The 17168-nt window shown below is 64.4% G+C and carries 11 protein-coding genes and 1 pseudogene; 3 read left to right on the plus strand and 9 right to left on the minus strand.

Annotation, left to right across the window (positions count from 1 at the left end):
* Positions 1–169 precede the first annotated feature (169 nt).
* Positions 170–673 carry a hypothetical protein gene (locus AC6H4Z_RS17765; RefSeq protein WP_497543302.1) on the plus strand — a complete coding sequence of 168 codons (504 nt, stop codon included), beginning with the start codon at positions 170–172 and terminating at the stop codon, positions 671–673.
* On the opposite strand, the gene AC6H4Z_RS17770 is transcribed toward AC6H4Z_RS17765, so the two are convergent.
* The 9 genes and pseudogenes from AC6H4Z_RS17770 to metX all read right to left on the minus strand — a co-directional run bounded on the left by AC6H4Z_RS17770 (position 665) and on the right by metX (position 11649).
* Positions 665–1063, minus strand: coding sequence for an acyl-CoA thioesterase (locus AC6H4Z_RS17770; protein ID WP_497543303.1), 399 nt, complete (start codon positions 1061–1063; stop codon positions 665–667). The genes AC6H4Z_RS17765 and AC6H4Z_RS17770 overlap by 9 nt on opposite strands.
* Positions 1064–1116: 53 nt before the next feature.
* Positions 1117–2985: a hypothetical protein gene (locus tag AC6H4Z_RS17775; RefSeq protein WP_497543304.1), complete on the minus strand. Its 1869-nt coding sequence runs from the start codon at positions 2983–2985 to the stop codon at positions 1117–1119.
* A 112-nt stretch (positions 2986–3097) separates the two neighbouring features.
* A complete protein-coding gene (locus AC6H4Z_RS17780) occupies positions 3098–4750 on the minus strand; it encodes a serine hydrolase domain-containing protein (protein ID WP_497543305.1) in 1653 nt (550 codons plus the stop codon).
* A gap of 65 nt (positions 4751–4815) precedes the next feature.
* Complete coding sequence (locus AC6H4Z_RS17785) at positions 4816–5082, minus strand: FadR/GntR family transcriptional regulator (protein ID WP_497543306.1); 267 nt, start codon at positions 5080–5082, stop codon at positions 4816–4818.
* 10 nt (positions 5083–5092) lie between these two features.
* Positions 5093–7798: an ABC transporter permease gene (locus AC6H4Z_RS17790; RefSeq protein WP_497543307.1), complete on the minus strand. Its 2706-nt coding sequence runs from the start codon at positions 7796–7798 to the stop codon at positions 5093–5095.
* A gap of 9 nt (positions 7799–7807) precedes the next feature.
* The gene (locus AC6H4Z_RS17795; protein ID WP_497543308.1) at positions 7808–8152 is read right to left on the minus strand and encodes a PadR family transcriptional regulator; all 345 of its coding nucleotides are present in this window, start codon (positions 8150–8152) and stop codon (positions 7808–7810) included.
* Positions 8153–8374: 222 nt separating this feature from the next.
* Positions 8375–9481: a homoserine dehydrogenase family protein gene (locus AC6H4Z_RS17800; RefSeq protein ID WP_497547061.1), complete on the minus strand. Its 1107-nt coding sequence runs from the start codon at positions 9479–9481 to the stop codon at positions 8375–8377.
* Positions 9482–9508: 27 nt separating this feature from the next.
* A pseudogene (gene metB, locus AC6H4Z_RS17805) lies at positions 9509–10711 on the minus strand (cystathionine gamma-synthase); the annotation flags it as partial.
* Positions 10708–11649, minus strand: a complete 942-nt coding sequence (gene metX / locus AC6H4Z_RS17810; protein WP_497543309.1) for a homoserine O-succinyltransferase MetX — start codon at positions 11647–11649, stop codon at positions 10708–10710. The pseudogene metB and the gene metX, both read right to left, overlap by 4 nt.
* 346 nt (positions 11650–11995) lie before the next feature.
* On the opposite strand from metX, the gene AC6H4Z_RS17815 reads away from it, so the two are divergent.
* Complete coding sequence (locus AC6H4Z_RS17815) at positions 11996–14131, plus strand: M1 family metallopeptidase (RefSeq protein WP_497543310.1); 2136 nt, start codon at positions 11996–11998, stop codon at positions 14129–14131.
* A gap of 537 nt (positions 14132–14668) precedes the next feature.
* Positions 14669–17167 (plus strand): ABC transporter permease, encoded by a 2499-nt coding sequence (locus AC6H4Z_RS17820; protein ID WP_497543311.1) that lies wholly within the window; start codon positions 14669–14671, stop codon positions 17165–17167.
* Position 17168 lies beyond the last annotated feature (1 nt).

Below are 17168 nucleotides of genomic sequence, written 5' to 3' on the forward strand. Positions count from 1 at the left end.
TTCCAACGATTGTCCATACGCAGGACGGCAGCAGAAAGTTACACCGGTTTCGCGTCGCCCCACACTGCGCACAGTTCGTCCCCCACGAATTGACGTCAAACGGGCAAACACGGTTGTTAGGTGCCGACCCCCACCCACTCAACCCTCACCCTTTCGAGGAGACCCTCGCGTGGCGACATCGTCCGTGGCCTTCGGGCATCAGGAAACCGCTCGACCGAGCGCCCTGTCGAAATTCGTGTTCGCTGGAGCCACCGTCGCCTTTCTCGATGGCATGTTTGCGGTCGTGGTCTACGTCTGGATCATGCACCGCACGAGCGCCGGCCGAATCTTTCAGTCCATCGCCGCCGGTCTGCTCGGCAAGGCATCGTACGACGGCGGCAGCACGACGATCGCCCTCGGCGTGATCTGCCACATCCTCATCGCGTTCACCTGGACGGCGATCTACTACGTGGCCTCACGCCGCGTTTCGAGCATTCGTCAATTCGCAAGCTCGAATGCCGGCAACCTGATCACGGGTTTGATTTTTGGCGCCGCGATGTGGCTCGGCATGGACTTCGTCGTTCTGCCGCTGAGCGCAGCCAAGCAAACGCCACCCGGCAGCTGGCAGTTCTGGCTGCAACTGGCTTGGCACATCGTTGGCCTCGGCCCACCGCTCGTCCGAATCCTACGATAGCGCGCTGGGAGCGAAGAACACCTCGAGCGCGGCGCGCAGTTCTGGCGTCAACGGCTGCGCTTTCGACGCAGCATAGTCGAAATGCACGACCACGGATCTGATGTCGGCAGCGCGTTGGTCATTCGCGAACACCGTCTGGCCGAGCGTGACACTCGTCGTGCCGAGGCGCTCGACCCACGTGTCGACCCGAACGCGGTCGCGGTACTCCACCTGCCGCCTGTAGTCGACGTACAGGCTCGCGAGAATCAGCGACCGTACCGGTTTGCCGAGTTCTTCAAAGAACTGTAGACGCGCAATCTCGGCCCACGCGGCAAAGCTCGCGTTGTTGACGTGGCCAAGCATGTCGGTGTCGCTGAAGCGCACCTGAATGTCGACGGTATGAACGCTCATGACAAAGCATACACCCGGCGGGAATGATCCCGCCGGGTATCATCGTCGCGACTCTAGCCGGGCGGAATCCGTCCGGTCGAGTCGGGACGGCGCGTCGTGTCGCGAACCGCATTCTGCTTAGCGATGCTGTCTCGGCGAATGGAGTCGCGGCGCCCACCATCCAGCCACGTGGTGTCGACACGAACCACGTGCTGTCTCGACGTGTCGCGTTGATGCGACGTATCGCGCACGTAGCCGGTGTCCGGTCGAGCCGTGTCGCGCAGCGCAGACTCACGACGCATGCTGTCGGCGCGCGCCACGCTATCCGTCCTCGCCCACACAGAGTCAGCCCGCGCAGAATCGTGGTTCGGCGCAACGACACGCTCGGGCGCCTGGTCGTTCGTGTCCACAGCCGGCTTCTGAACCACGCGACGTTTCGGCGGAGCATCCTGACTCGGCGTATTGTCGCGCGGCGGCGTTGCGCGCTGCTGCGATGATGCGGTGTCGATTGGCTGAACGGCCGCGGGGTTCGCCACCGAATCTGGTCGTGGTGCGGGCGCCGGAGTGAACGCACCAGGCACCACCGTTCCCGCTGCAGATCGCGACACAGGCCCCACCGGCGTTGTCGCCACCGTATGTCCGGGCATGCCGTGGCCGCGCACATAGAACACGCCGCCTACCGCTGCGCCGGCCAGCAAGAACAGACCGACGCCCGCCGCGACGGGAACGGCCCAGCGTCGCCGCGCGCCTGGAGGCGCCGCTCGCTTGGGCAACACTACTTTGCGCGGTGCACCGACGATGCTACGAATGTCGGGTTGCTCTTTTCGCAGCGCCTCGCGCGCATCGCGTGCGATCCCCGCATCTGCGTCCGCGGCCGCCTGTTCGCGAGCACGGCGCGCCGCCGCCATTTCTTCCTGGTGCTCCTCGCGAACGCGCGCAATGGCTCCGCGACGCGACTCGAACTCGTTGATCCGCCTGTCGAGCAGCGCCATCTGCTGCTGCAACTCGTCACGGACCTCGCTGAGCTCTTTCTGGTGGTCGCTCATCGTCTGTTCGAAATCCGCGCGCTCGGTGGCTAACATCTCGGATTGCTCCGTTGCCATCTGCTCGGTTTCGAGACGGTGATTCTCGCACTGCGCGATCGCGACGCGATGCTGCTCTTCGTACTCCTCCTTCATTGCCGCTAGCTCGACCTCGGCCTGCTTGAGCACATCGCCCGCGGCGACGATGCCGACGAACGTCGGCACATCGGGTTCTTGCTGATCGTCGCGAGCGCCGTGCACCATCGCTTCGGTCGCATCGACGACGCGAAGCGCGAGATTCGGTGCAAGCTCCTCGAGCGGCTGCCCAGTAGCCTCGGCAACGAACGCCTTGCCAGTGAGCATCGACCACGCGAGCGCCCCGATGGTGCGCGCGTCACCGTTCACGTCGTTCACGCCCTCGACAGGAATCGGCATGGGGCCGAGGACGACGCTCACGTGCTGCGACTGCGGCGCGAAATACACGTTGTCCGGGGTGACGCCGCGATGAACGACGCCGCTCGCTCGCGCCCAATCCAGCACGCCCCAGATTTCCTGCAACACCACCGCTGCGCGCGGATTGCTGAATGCCTCGCCAGCTTTCAGCGCTTCGGCGAGCGTCGTTCCCTGCACGCGCGCCGTGACCACCGCCAGCGTGCCGGTGCCGAGCCATCGCGACTCATACACTCGAGCCATACCCGGATGCGATAGACTCGACAGCAACTGCACATCCGCGGCGAAGTGCGACAGTTCATTGTTCGCCCCGCCGCGCGGCGCCGAGAACAACGTAATGATGACCTCGGTCCCGTCGTCGCGACGCGTCGCCATGTATTTGCGGACGCCTTCGGTCTCGCGCAGCTCTCCAACGATCTTGTACGAATCTTCGAGCGCCTTGACGTCCGGCGCTGGTTGCTTTTCGGCCATGGGATCCAGCTCTCTCGACATCGTGGGTGTGCGGCGTGCCCGACACCCATGAGTGCGTAATCCATGCCGCGACGGTTGTTTAACGAATTGGCAGCGGACTCGGCCGATGCTGCTACTTCGTCGTAACTCGTTTGAAGCGAACGTCCAACACTCGGCCAGCGAAGAACGCGAGGCCGGTGACCTTGCCGCCGGCGTCGCGTGAAAAGCGAATGCTTCCGAGCTCACCGCCGGGCGTCTCGAAATCGTCGACATACGACGGCGTCAGTTCGAACTCATCGGCCGGACGACGAAGCAGAAACAGCTTGCTGCCTCGACCAACGATGCGAAGACGCACGTCGAGCTCATCGCTCGTGTACTCGCCGACGTAGTCGTTCACCGGAATCGTCGCGGCAGCCGTGCGCACTTCGACGAAGCGAGACGTGTCGCCCGACGGTCGAACCAGAGCCATTGTCCGCCGCCCGCGTTCGCCGCCGAACGTCGCCTGGCCGATCGACGACGCGAATGTGCTGCCGCCCCGTGCGGCCCACTGTTGCGCGTTCTGGCCGCTCCCGCTGGTCAGCGAGCCATTGGCGGTCCCGAACGAGATCGTCTGATCGGTGAACGCGTCACGATACGTTCCCGGCCAACGCGCAACTTCAGACGCGGGAATGTCGACGTGCTCCGCCTTCGCCTGCGCGGCAGTTGTCGGTGCGAACGTCAGCACGAGATCCGCAACCTGATGCCCGAGCGCCGTGGGATTGGCACGCGCGTAGTTGCACCAGACGGCGATCGAGACGTGTTGCTCGGGAAAACGCGCCAGATACGTTCGATATCCAGCAGTCGACCCGTTGTGGTTCACTTCACGAACGCCACGATAGTTCGTCACGATCACGCCGAGCGCGTAGGTGATCGATCGACCGGTGGTGAGACGCATCGTCGTTTGCATGGCGTCGACGAACGCGCGTCCTCCCACCTTTGGATTGTCGAGGTTCTCGTTCCACTTGAGCAGATCGCCCATCGTGCTCAGAAGCCCGCCGTTCCCAATCATGTTGGTGAAGGGCATGTCGGTGTGGAAACCGTCGGCCGGCGTGCCCGAATATGCTGTCGCGCGATTGGGCACGACCTCGGTGAAGTCGTCGCGCCACTGCGTGTGCGTCATCCCGAGTGGACGAAAAAGCCGTTCTCGCGAGAACGCGTCGAGCGACTTGCCGCTCACTCGCTCGACGATCAGCCCGGCGAGCGCGTATCCCGAGTTGCTGTAGAGGTACTCCGACCCAACCGGGAAGTTGAGCATTTTCTGATGGGCGATCAGATCCAGCGTCGTTGCCGGCGAATGGACCTGCGTGCCCGGGCCGCGTCCCTCGATCCCGAGCAATCCCCATTGGTCGCGCAGCCCGCTCGTATGCGTCAGCAGGTTGCGAATGGTGATTTTCTGCCCTCCGAAGCTCGGCACCTCTGGCAGGTATTTTCGGATGTCGTCGTCGAGTGAGAGTTTGCCGTCCAACTGGAGCAGCACAATGGCCGCCGCCGTGAACTGTTTCGCGACAGAGCCGCTCTCGAGGACCGTGGTGTCGGTGAGCGGCACTCTGTACTCGAGGTTCGCCAGACCATAGCCATGGACGTACATCGGCTGGCCGTTGCGGGCCACGCCAACCGCACACCCCGGAGTGCCGGCGTACCTGGCAAAAACCTGATCGATCTTTCCGGTGAGTTCCGACGACGTTTGGGCCGCGAGCGCGGCAGGCACCGCGAGGCCGAGGGCGAGGACAATTGTGAGTGGGCGCATGCGATGAACATGCGCCGCGCCCCGCGGCTCGGCTACTCCGCTTCGGCAATCGTGGAAATCGCCACTCAGCCTGCGCGCCGACTCGTTTTCCCGCCACTCACGTATACGCCCGAGCCATGCCGAATTTCCACGACGCCCATCACCTCGAGCCGCGTGAGCGCTTCGCGCACGGTCGCCACGCCGACGTCGAACCGGCGCGCCATCTCCGCGATCGTCGGAAAGCGATCGCCCGCGCAAAACTGTCCGGCCTCGATGGAACCCTCGATCCGCAGCACGAGCTCATCGGACAGCCGCTGCTTTCGAATCGGAACGAACGCGATATCTGAACGCATGTTCAAATTCTCAACCTCCACGCAACGCTTCCACCGCCGGCACCGATGCGGCCCGGCGTGCGGGAACCCAACTCGCCACAACCACCGCCACGAACAAAATCGCGGCGATTCCCGCGAGTGTCACCGGATCACCCGGTTCGACACCGTACAGCAGCGATCGGAGCCAACGCGACGCGACCAGGGCGACCGGAACACCGATCAAAGCTCCGACGAAGGCAAGGACGATGCCCTGTCGCACCACCAAACGAATGACGTCCGCGCCGGTCGCGCCGAGCGCGAGTCGAACGCCCATCTCGCGCGTGCGCTGGGCGACTCCATATGAGATCACGCCATACGTGCCCATCATCGCCAAGACGAGGGCGAGGACCGCGAAGAGCGAAAGCAGTTGCGCCAAGAATCGCGTTTGGCCGAGCGCACCGCCGAGCCGTTCTTCCAGCGTCGCGACGTTGTACGTCGGAAAACCCGGCGCCGCCACGCGCAACGCACGGCGTGTCGCCTCCGTCACGCTCGCGGGATCACCGCTCGTGCGCAACATGATCATCATGCGGAAACTCATCGGAAACTGGTAGTACGAGACGTAGACGTCTGGCGTGGGGTCTTGGCGAAGCCCGTAGTAGCGAACGTCACCCACCACACCGACGACACGAGCCGTGTCATGCGCCTGAAGCACGAGGCGCTTGCCGATCGGATCCTCGTTTGGCCAGAACTCGCGCGCCGCCGTCCGGCTCACAACGACCACCTGAGGCGTGCCCCTGATGTCGCTCGGCGCGATCGACCGCCCGCGAAGCAGCGGAACTCGCAAGACCGAGGTCCAATCCGGCGTGACCCAGTGCGTTCCCGCGTCTGCGTTTCGTGGGCCGGCGACTCCATCGAGAACCACCATGCCACCGCCGGCGCACCCCCCGCTCTGCGGCGCGCAATCGGCGATCGCGACGTTCGTCACGCCGGGAACGGACTGCAGGCGATCGATGGCCACGTCGTAGAACCGCGTGATCGAATCGCGCGACCACGCCGCGGCGCGATTGACGCGCATCGTCAGCACACCACTCGGCTCGAATCCCGGGGGCACGGCGACCAGGTGCACGAGGCTGCGAACGAGAACTCCCGAGCCGGCGAGCAGCACGACCGCGAGTGCGATCTCGAACGTCGTCAGCGCATCGCGGAGCGAGATCCGGCGCGCGACCGAACGCATCGCCGTACCCGACTCGGTCTTTAGAGATTCCGTCAGCTCCGGACGTGTCGCCTGAATCGCGGGTGCGAGGCCAAAGAGAATCCCCGTGGCAATCGCAATCGCGCCCGCGAACGCGAACGCTGACATGTTGAGCTGAAACGGCTCTACGAATACTGTGCCCACACCGCTGGCACTTTGATCGCCCCATAACGCCGGCCGCGCCGCCGAGATTACCCGTACCCCGACGGCCGCGACGGCAACGCTCGCGACGCCGCCGGCGAGCGCAAGCAACAGGCTTTCCACGAGGAGTTGTCGCACCAGGCGCACGCGCGACGCACCGATCGCGAGTCGAACGGCAATCTCGCGGCGGCGGCTCGCTGCCCGCACGAGAAACAGATTCGCGACGTTGGCGCACGCGACGAGAAGCACCATCGCGACCGCACCGAACAGAAGGAAGAGATTGCGACGGTCCGACTCATCGATTCGCGTCTCGTCGAGCGTGCGCGCGCTGACCCCCCAATGTCGCACACGCGGTCCGTGGTCGGGAAACTGTTGGTCGATGCGTGGGCCGAGCTCACGAGAGAGCGCGGCCGCGCGCTCCGGCGTTACACCGGGCGCGAGACGTCCGATCACGTAGAATGCGTGCTGATACGGATCGAGAAAATTGAGCTTGTCCCACGCCGCGGGACTGCTCAGAAACGGAATCCAGAACTGCGCCTGCCCGCTCACGCCGGCGAACTTTGGGGGCGCCACTCCGATGATCGTGAACGTTGCAACGTCGATCGTGAGCGGCTGACCAATCACCGATCGATCGGCGTTGAACGACGTGCGCCATAGCTCGTCGGAGATCACGACCACCGCCGCACCGCCGGGGCGGTTCTCGGTCGGAACCATCGCGCGACCGAGCGCCGGCGTGATGCCCAGTGTCGTGAAATAGTGCGAATCGACGAACTCGCCCGACGTCCGAATTGCGTCGTCGGCGACGCGGATGGTGCTCTGAACGCCGAACCACGCCGTCAGGTCGGTGAAGACGTCCTGCGCCCCACGAAACGTTTCGAGCTTCGGGTACGACCAGGGAATGTTGTCCGTCCTGCGACCGGCCGTCGTCGGCGGCACGGTCAGCGCGAGACTCATGAGTCGCTCGGGCGCGCGAAACGGAAGCGGACGTAAGAGCAGGCCGTCGACCGCGCTGAAAATCGCCGTGTTCGCGCCAATGCCGATCGCGAGCGTGCCGATGGCAATCGCGGTGAACGCCGGCGTTCGGCGGAACGTTCGCAGCGCGAAGCGGACATCCTGTGCGAGCACGTCGAAGAACGCGAGCCCGGAGACGCGTCGCGATTCTTCCTGATAGTAGGTGCTGTTTCCAAAGCGACGCCGCGCAGCGGACCGCGCCGCGTCGTGCGTCAGATCGCCGTGCGCGGCATGCTCGCGCTGCATCGTCTCGAGATCGACGTGGAAATCAACTTCCTCGGCGAGCTCCGTTTCGTGCGTGCGCGGCCGAGACAGCACGCGCAGGCGATAGCGAATCGAATCGAAGAGCGACATGATCGCCTCCTAGACGCGACGAAGCACGCGGTTGATCGCCGCGAGCATGACGTCGAAGCTCGAGATTTCGTTGCCGAGCTGCTTTCGCCCGGCGGCGGTGAGTGTGTAGTAGCGCGCGCGGCGCCCCGTGGGTGACTGACCCCACTTCGAAGTGATCCAGCCTTTTTTCTGGAGACGTTCGAGCGCCGGATAGAGCGAGCCTTGCTCGATTCGCAGCACGTCGTCCGACAGCGCTTCGATCTGCTGCGCAATCGCGTAGCCGTGCGACGGCCGCACGGTGAGCGTTTGCAGCACGAGCATGTCGAGCGTGCCTTTCAGTAGCTCGCTCTTCTGCGCTTCTGGATCTTTGGCCACGACGTGCCCTCGGTGTACGGTGATGGGTAGAAATCCTACCTATCTGATAGGTAGGATTTCTACACATCACCTGTCAAGGGCGAATTTGCTCGCGCCCCGTTGCGCGAAAACTTGTGCCGCAGCGTCAACGGGCCATGTTACCACGAAGGACACGAAGGCCACGAAGATGCCTATGCGTGGCAGTCCTTCGTGGCCTTCGTGATCTTCGTGGTGAATCTCTGATTATCGACTCGGGAGCTTGGCCGCCCGCGTTGACTTCGCGGAACCGCTGGCCAGAAGACTCAGAATGTCGTTGTTCACGCCCGCCGCCGTCACTGCGGGCCCAGCGCCAGGCCCGGTGATCACCAGCGGCTGCGTGTGATAGCGCGCCGTCGTGAAGGTGAACTGATTGTCCGTTCCCTCCAACGCGCCCAGCCGACCGTGCGCCGGCGTCTCGACAATTCCCACACTGATCGACCGCGACGTTACCCGCGCGCGATACCGAAGCACGTTGCCCGCATTGCGCGCCGCCGCCACACGAACGTCCCACGCAACATCGAGATCCTCGAGCCGCGACACGAACGCATCCAACGGAATAGCGTTCCACTCCGGCGCCAGCAACGACTCCACCGACACATCAGAGAGCTCGCCGCGAAATCCAATCGCGCGCGCGAGAATCAACGCTTTCCGCGCCACGTCCACGCCAGACAGATCGACGCGCGGATCCGGCTCCGTGTATCCCGCATCGATCGCCGCGCGCAACGCCGTCGAGAAACGCTCACCGCGTCCGAGCGCGCCGAACAGAAAACCCAGCGTGCCCGACGGGCATCCTTCGATCGACAGCACGGTGTCGCCCGCTTCGAGAAGCTTGTTCAACGTATCGATGACCGGCAGACCGGCACCGACCGTCGCTTCGTTGAGTATTCGACGACCGTGCTCACGTGCGAGAGCCTGCAACGCGTCGACCGACACCTGCGCACCCGCAAGCGGCACCTTGTTCGCCAGCACAATATCGAAGCCATTCGTCAACGCGGCCGTCAGTAGCTCCGTCGTATCCGCCGGCGTGGCATCGACGAGAATGCGCCGTGACGACAAACCTCCGCCGCGCACGATCGCCTCGAGGGCGCGCGCTGGAGACACAGCATGGCCGCCCTCCGCCTCGCGCAACGGCTGCCCATTCGACTTCGCCTCACACAGCTCAGCCAGGCGTTCCGTCGTGAATCCATCATCGTCGGCGATGTAGCCGCTCCGATCGATCAACGCGCGGACGCGTGCACCCGACGGGCCCCAGCTGTCACATGCACCAACCTGTGTGACGAGCTCACGGCCGATCGCGCCAAAGCCGAGCACGACGACGTCGACTGCTTCCTGCGCTGTTGTATCGACGATGTCGCGCGCGACGACGACTGAAGGCGTCACCACCGCCGCGTCGAGATTCGTCACGAGGTCGCGCACGAGATCATCCGAACCCTCGATGCCAACGGACAGTCGCAGCAGCGACTCCTTGATCCCGGCGACCGCCCGCGCTTCAGCGTCCATCGACGCGTGCGTCATCGTTGCCGGATGCGCAATCAGACTCTCCACACCGCCCAGCGACTCGGCCAGCGTGAAACACTCCAGGCCGCGCACGAAGCGCTTCACAGATTCCACACCGCCCGCGAGCTCGAAGCTCACCATCGCGCCGAAACCGCGCTGCTGCGTACACGCGAGCGCATGTCCCGGATGATCGGCGAGTCCGGGATAGTACACGCGCTCGACTGCCGGGTGACGAGAAAGCGCGTCGACGACGGCAGCCGTGTTCTCCAAGTGCGAGCGAATGCGCGGGTGGAGTGTGCGCACACCGCGCAGCGTCAGGTAGCTGTCGAACGGAGCGCCCGTGACGCCAAGACAATTGGCCCACCACGCCAGTTCGTCGGCGAGCGTCTTGTCCGCAGCCACCACGGCGCCGCCGACAACATCACTGTGTCCGTTGAGATACTTCGTCGTCGAGTGCAGCACGATGTCCGCACCGAACGACAGCGGCTGCTGCAACGCCGGCGACAGAAACGTGTTGTCGACCACGACGAGACTGCCCGCCGCGTGCGATACCGCGACAACTGCGCTGATGTCCGTGATGCGCAGCAGCGGATTGCTCGGCGTCTCCACCCATACGAGGCGCGGCTTTCGCTCGGCGATCACCGCGGCGCTACTCGGATCGGTGAGATCGATGAACACCACTTCGAAGTAGCCACGCTTGGCCAACGAGCGAAGTAGACGCTGCGTTCCGCCGTAGCAGTCGTGCGCCGCAACGATCGTGTCGCCGCGCGAGAGCAACTGCAGCGTGAGTGTCACCGCCGACAGGCCGGTATTCGTGACCACCGCGCCTGCACCGCCCTCGAGATCGGCCAACGCGTCGGCGAGCTGCGACCGCGTGGGATTGCCGCTGCGCGTATAGTCGAACTTCCGCGGTGCGCCGAATCCCTCGAAGGCGAACGTCGACGAGAGATGAATCGGTGGCACCACGGCGCCGTGCTCACGATCAGTGGCGATTCCGGCGCGCACCGCGCGCGTCGTCGAAGTGAAGTGGCCGCGGTCGCTCATGAGAGAATGCTCGTGTTGAGGGCTGAAGTCAGAATGGCGCCGAGGGCGGCCGGTTCGGTGAGAAAAGCGTCGTGGCCCGTAGTCGTGGGCAGATCGACGAGTCGTGCGGGGCCGCCGAGCTTGGCCGCCAGCGCTTCCAACTGAATTCGCGGGACGATCGCGTCGCCTTCGGCCGCCACGACGAGCGTGGGAGTCCGAATCGCCGACGCATCCACCTGGTGTAGATCGCCCGACAGCGACAGCGCGAGGAAACGCTCTGGGCGCCACGTGGCGGCGAAGCGCTCGCCGTGATGAAGCAAATACTCTTCGACTGGAAACACCGCGTCATTCGCAGTACAGCTCGAGGGACGCGCGTCGAAGCGCTCGGCGAACTCGCCGGCGCTGCGATAGGTCGTCATCGCCAACGCGCGCGCTAACGCCAACGCATCACTCGCGCAGCCGTTGTCGAGTCCCAACTCCACGACGCGTCGCTGTACGGAACGAAGCGCAGTGCTCATCGGATGCGGTGCGTCGGGCGCCGAGATCACGACGAGCGATTCGACACGATGCGGATATCGCTCGGCGAACGCCAACGCGACCATGCCGCCGTACGATGCGCCGACGATCGCCTGCACGCGCGCGACGCCAATCTCGTCGAGCACCGCGGCGAGTGCGTCAGCCTGATCGTGCGTCGTCACCCGGCGCTCGGGCCGACCGTCGCTGCCACGGCCGCCGTCGACGTAGTCGAAGCTCAGCACCTGATGCTGCGCCGTATCGATCGCGCGCCCCGGTCCGACGACAGGCTCCCACCAACCGGGACGGCCGTCGACGGCGTTCGCGCAGACATGGCGGCTCGCCGAGATCCCGCCGAGCGCGACGACGACAGGCGCTCCGCGCGGTCCAATGACCTCGTATGGGGGAAGCTCGAGTTCCGTTTCCGACGCGACAATGCGACTCACCACGACCTCCTCGTAGAAATGCGCGCCGCCGAGTGCCACTGCCTGTGCATTCGGGGCGCCGAGGTCGCGTCGGCGCTAAAGAGCGCCGATGGAAATCGGGCCGAAAAACGAAATGGCCCGGGCGGAAGAGATGGCCGCCGGGCGCGTCGCGTTTTAGCACATTATTTAGCGTGGCGGCAATAGGCGGCAAATGACCACGTACAACTTCAATTGTGACGGTAGAATATTGCCCAAAGCCGAACCTGTCAATAGTGGCCTCTGGGCACGCTCCCGAAGAGGCTTCTATTAGTGAGCGCGGCCACACATAATGCAGTGCTCCCTGACGGCTTCCCTCTTCCGCTCCCAAATGATTCGTCGAGTTCTCGTCGCGACCGCCATCACGGCGATCGGCGTCGCGTGTGCCAAGTCTGGCAGCTCCTCGCCTAGCCCTGAACAGGCCCCCGGCGGCGCTCCGAGCGCGAATGTGGCGACCGGATCGACCCCCGAACGGGCGATTCGACGCGACTTCCCCATGACGAACATGATTCGGCGGGCCTTCGCCGAGGGGACACGCGACTCGACGGGACGGCCGGGGCGAAAGTACTGGCAGCTGTGGATGGATTACACGATCAACGCGCGCCTCGATCAGTCGACATCGACTCTCGCTGGCCGCGAAACGATCGTGCTTCGCAACAACAGCGACTCGGCGCTCTCGTCGATTCAGATGCGCCTCGATCAGAACATTTTCCGCGGCGACGTTCCGCGCGGCGCCTCGATCCCGGCCGAGAATACCGACGGCATGCGGATCACGAAGCTCGTCGTGGACGGAGCCTCGGTCGACATGAATCCGCCAGCGGGCGCTGGGCGCGGTGGACGTGGCGCCGGCGCGCCGGCCGCACCAACGACCCCGTTCGTGACCGGAATCAGAACGACGTCGGCGCGCATTCAACTGCCGACGCCAATCGCTCCGAAGGGCACGGCACGGATCGAAGTCGAATGGAACTACAAGCTCGCCGGCGGCCCGGGACAGGGACATCGCATGACGTTCCGTTGGGGGGACACGCTCTATCAGGTGGCGCAGTGGTATCCGCGCGTCGCCGTGTACGACGACCTTCGCGGCTGGGACACGGATCCCTATCTCGGCCCTTCAGAGTTTTATAACAACTTCGGGCGCTTCGACGTCAGTCTCGACGTGCCCGCCGGTTGGGTCGTGGGATCGACCGGCGTGCTCAAGAATCCGGTCGAAGTGCTGACGCCTGTGGCGCGCGAGCGCCTGGCGCATGTGCTCGAGTCCGACTCGATGCGCACGATTGTCGGCGCCGAGGAGTCGGGGGCTGGCCGCGCGACAGCGCCGGGCGATCGGTTGACGTGGCACTTCGTTGCCGACACGGTGAACGATTTTGCGTGGGCCACGGCCAAGAACTTCGTATGGAAAGCGACGCGCGCGACGATTCCTGGACGCGGCCCGATTCCGGTCCACGTGTACTTCCAGCCCGGCCGCGCCCAGCAGTTCGCCAACTCCGGTCCCATCCTTCGCCACGCGCTGGAGTTCTATTCGAAGTTGCTGATGCCCGATGCGTTCCCGCAGCACACGATGGTCGATGGACCGGACAACGGTATGGAATACCCGATGTTCGTGATGTCGAACGACGGCCCGGCCGACCATGAGACGGAGCACATGTGGGCGCCGATGATGGTGAGCAACAACGAGACGTGGTACGGCTGGATGGACGAAGGATTCAATCAGTACATGAACATCCTCTCGGCCGCCGACGCCGCGCACCAGCCGCCGAATCTCAACGGTCCGGGACAGAGCTACGGTCGCACGAGCGGCGACGAGCATGAGGGATCTTTGATGTGGGACGCCAACTACGGCGGCCCGAGCTATTCGTTCCAGGCGTATAGCAAGACGCCGCTGATGCTGTCGATGCTCGGCGGAATCGTTGGCGACACGACGGTCTGGCGCGCGCAGTCGGAGTTCATGAAGACCTGGCGCTTCAAGCATCCCGCGCCGTGGGACTACATGTTCTTCATGAGCAACGCGCTCAAGCGCGACCTTGGCTGGTTCTGGTACTACTGGCTGTTCACGACGGAGTCGGTCGAAGGATCGATTCAGTCCGTGAGCACGAGTGGCGGTCGCACAACTGTAACGGTGCATCAGGCCGGCGCGATGCCGTCGCCGGTTGTCCTGCGCGTGGATCTCGGCGCGGGATCAGGGGCGACCTCCATGCGCAACGCGCGCATGATCAACGACCACACGGCGATCGTCACCTATCCGGTCGATGTGTGGTTCAACGGATCGCGAACCTTCCGTGCCGAGCTCGACTTTGGCGGTCGCGCGGTCGAGAAGGTGCAACTCGATCCGGGCTGCCGTTTCCCTGATCGGGATCCGAGCGACAACGTTTGGCCGCGCGGCGGCGCGGCTGCGGTTCAAGCCGGGGGCGGTCGCGGTGGTCGTGGCGGCGCCGCCAATACGGCGGCGTGCCCGGGGGACACCCCCTGATTATTCGCTGAGATTGTTTCGCCGGGTCGCCGCGGGAAGGCAGTGTCGCCGCGCGACCTGGGCAATCCTGCCAAAACTGCCGGCAGAATTGCCACTGGCCCGCGCTCTGACACCGCCTCCCCGCAGCTCCCACCCAGCTTCCTGATGTACTAGGCGTGTGGCGCGGGCGCGCCTCTGCGCGACGGTGCGCGCGCCCACACTCTGCAACGCGCCCCGAGCAACATGCCCGGCGATGTTCGCGCGTGCTTACCGATTTCGCCGCGCCTGACGCGCATGGCGTTTACGTTCGCGCGCCCCTAAAACGGAAGCGCCGCGGGACGAGACGTCGGAGCGCGAGCCGAGGCAATACTGCCGCAGTTTGGCAGTATTGCCAGCGGTCGCGCGGAGACGTCTCGTCCCGCGGCGCTTCCCGCCTTTATCCCGCCGTCAAAACGAAAACGCAACCATCTGAGCTCGGCGAGCATCTAACGTGGGCTGGCCCGTGCAACTTCGGCTGGTCGCCTCCGTAGGGGCGACGGTGCCTCCAACTCGACGGTCATGACCAATCTGAAGCTCGCATTCCGAACGCTCTTCCGTACGCCGTTCGTCACAATCGTCGCAGTGCTATCGCTGGCGCTCGGCATCGGCGCGAATGCGGCCATCTTTTCGCTGTTCGATCAGATGTTGCTGCAGCCGATCCCTGACGCGCGCGACCCGGGGCGGCTGGTGAACCTCGCGGCCCCTGGGCCTAACCCAGGGTCGCAGTCGTGCAGCCAGGCGGGTGGGTGCAATGAAGTCTTCTCCTACCCGATGTTCCGCGACCTCGAAAAGGGGAACACCGGCTTCACCGGAATCGCAGCGCACCGCAGCTTCGGGGCGAACGTCGCGTACAAGAACCAGACGCTGAACACCGAGGGATTGCTCGTCTCGGGATCCTATTTCCCGGTGCTCGGAGTCGCTCCGGCGCTCGGCCGTCTGTTCACGCCAATGGACGATCAGACCATCGGCGCAAATTTCCTCGCCGTGCTGAGCTATTCCTACTGGGAAACAAAGCTCGGCGCCGACCCAAAAGTCATCGATCAGAGAATCGTCATCAACGGTCAGACGATGACGATCATCGGGGTTGCGCCCAAAGGGTTCGACGGCACGACGCTCGGTACCGCGCCCACGGTCTTCGTTCCGATCACCATGCGCGGCACGATGTCGCCGGGCTTCGACGGCTTCGACAAACGACGCAGCTACTGGGTCTATTTGTTCGGCCGGCTCAAACCCGGCGTCTCGATGGACCAGGCCAAATTGGCCATCAACGCCGTGTACAAGCCGATCATCAACGACGTCGAAGCTCCGCTGCAAAAGGGCATGAGCGCGACGACGATGGTGAAGTTCAAGGCCAAGGAACTGACGCTCGAGGACGGCCGTCGCGGACAGAGCAGCATGCATCGCGAGGCCAAGACGCCGCTCATTCTGCTGATGTCGATCACCGGCATCGTGCTGCTGATCGCCTGTGCAAACATCGCCAACCTGCTTCTGGCGCGCGCGGCGAATCGCACGACCGAAATGGCGGTGCGGCTGTCGCTCGGCGCGACGCGGAAGCAAGTGCTGGTGCAGTTGCTCACCGAGTCGGTGATTCTCGCCGTACTGGGTGGTATGGTGAGCATCGTGTTCGCGCAGTGGACGCTGACGTCGCTGATGGCCCTCATGCCGCCCGACGCTTCGCAGTCGATGCACTTCGCCATGCACTGGAACGTCGTGTACTTCGCGGCGGCGCTGTCGCTTGGAACGGGATTGCTGTTCGGACTCTTCCCCGCTCTGCAGAGCACGAAGCCAGACCTCGTCACGACACTGCGCGCCGGCTCCGGCAAGCTCGCCGGCGTCCGCTCGGCGGCGCGCTTCCGCAACTCGCTCGTCACGGTGCAGATCGCCCTCTCGATGGCGCTGCTCGTGTCGGCCGGACTGTTCGTGAAGAGTCTGCAGAACGTCAGCAAGGTCGATCTCGGATTCAAGACGGAGAACGTCGTGACCTTCGGTCTGTCGCCCGAGCTCAACGGCTACAAGAACGCGCGGTCGCACCAGTTCTTCGGTCAGGTCGAAGACGCGCTCGCAGCGATACCTGGCGTCACGGGCGTTTCGTCCGCGCTAGTGCCGGTACTCGCCGGCAACAGTTGGGGCAGTGACGTCGCCGTGCAGGGCTTCAAGAAGGGCCCAGACACGGATGCAAATGCGCGCTTCAACGAAGTTGGCCCGGGCTACTACAAGACACTGGGCATGCAGGTGCTGAGCGGTCGGGAGTTCACGCCCTCCGATCAGTTGGGCACGACGAAGGTCGCGGTCGTCACGGAGGCGTTCGCCAAGAAGTTCGGGCTCGGACGCGATGCCGTCGGCAAGTTCATGAGCAATGGCGGTAACGATTCGCTCAACGTGCAGATCGTTGGCCTCATCAAGGACGCGAGCTACAACAACGTGAAGCAGCCGCCTCCGCCGTTGTTCGCGTTGCCGTACAAGCAGGATTCAACCGTCGGCTCGATGGCATTCTACGTTCGCACGGCCGCCGATCCGATTCAGGTCCTGCGCGCAATCCCCGCCGTGATTCAGCGCCTCGATCCGAATCTTCCGGTCGAGAATCTCAAGACGCTGCCGCAGCAGGTGAAGGAAAACGTCTTCATGGACCGTATGATCAGCACGCTGTCGGCCGCCTTCGCCCTGCTGGCAACGATGCTCGCCGCGGTCGGTCTCTACGGTGTGCTCGCCTACTCGGTCGCTCAACGCACGCGCGAAATCGGCGTCCGCATGGCGCTCGGTGCCGATGCGTCGAGCGTCCGCGCGATGGTGCTGCGTCAGGTTGGCGTGATGACGTTGATCGGCGGCGTCATCGGCATCATCGCTGCACTCGCGATCGGGCGCGGCGCAAAGTCGTTGCTGTTCGAGCTGCAGGGCTACGACCCAACGGTGATCGCAATGTCGGCCGTGGTGTTGACGATCGTCGCACTCGGCGCCGGTTATTTGCCGGCACTGAAGGCGTCCAAGGTGGATCCGATGCAGGCGCTGAGATACGAGTAGG

It is taken from the genome of Leucogemmata humicola (assembly GCF_055379415.1).

Coding starts and splice junctions, on each gene's coding strand:
- AC6H4Z_RS17770 (WP_497543303.1), bottom strand. CDS start 1,063: ATGAGCGTTCATACCGTCGACATTCAGGTGCGCTTCAGCGACACCGAC.
- AC6H4Z_RS17775 (WP_497543304.1), bottom strand. CDS start 2,985: ATGGCCGAAAAGCAACCAGCGCCGGACGTCAAGGCGCTCGAAGATTCG.
- AC6H4Z_RS17780 (WP_497543305.1), bottom strand. CDS start 4,750: ATGCGCCCACTCACAATTGTCCTCGCCCTCGGCCTCGCGGTGCCTGCC.
- AC6H4Z_RS17785 (WP_497543306.1), bottom strand. CDS start 5,082: ATGCGTTCAGATATCGCGTTCGTTCCGATTCGAAAGCAGCGGCTGTCC.
- AC6H4Z_RS17790 (WP_497543307.1), bottom strand. CDS start 7,798: ATGTCGCTCTTCGATTCGATTCGCTATCGCCTGCGCGTGCTGTCTCGG.
- AC6H4Z_RS17815 (WP_497543310.1), top strand. CDS start 11,996: ATGATTCGTCGAGTTCTCGTCGCGACCGCCATCACGGCGATCGGCGTC.
- AC6H4Z_RS17820 (WP_497543311.1), top strand. CDS start 14,669: ATGACCAATCTGAAGCTCGCATTCCGAACGCTCTTCCGTACGCCGTTC.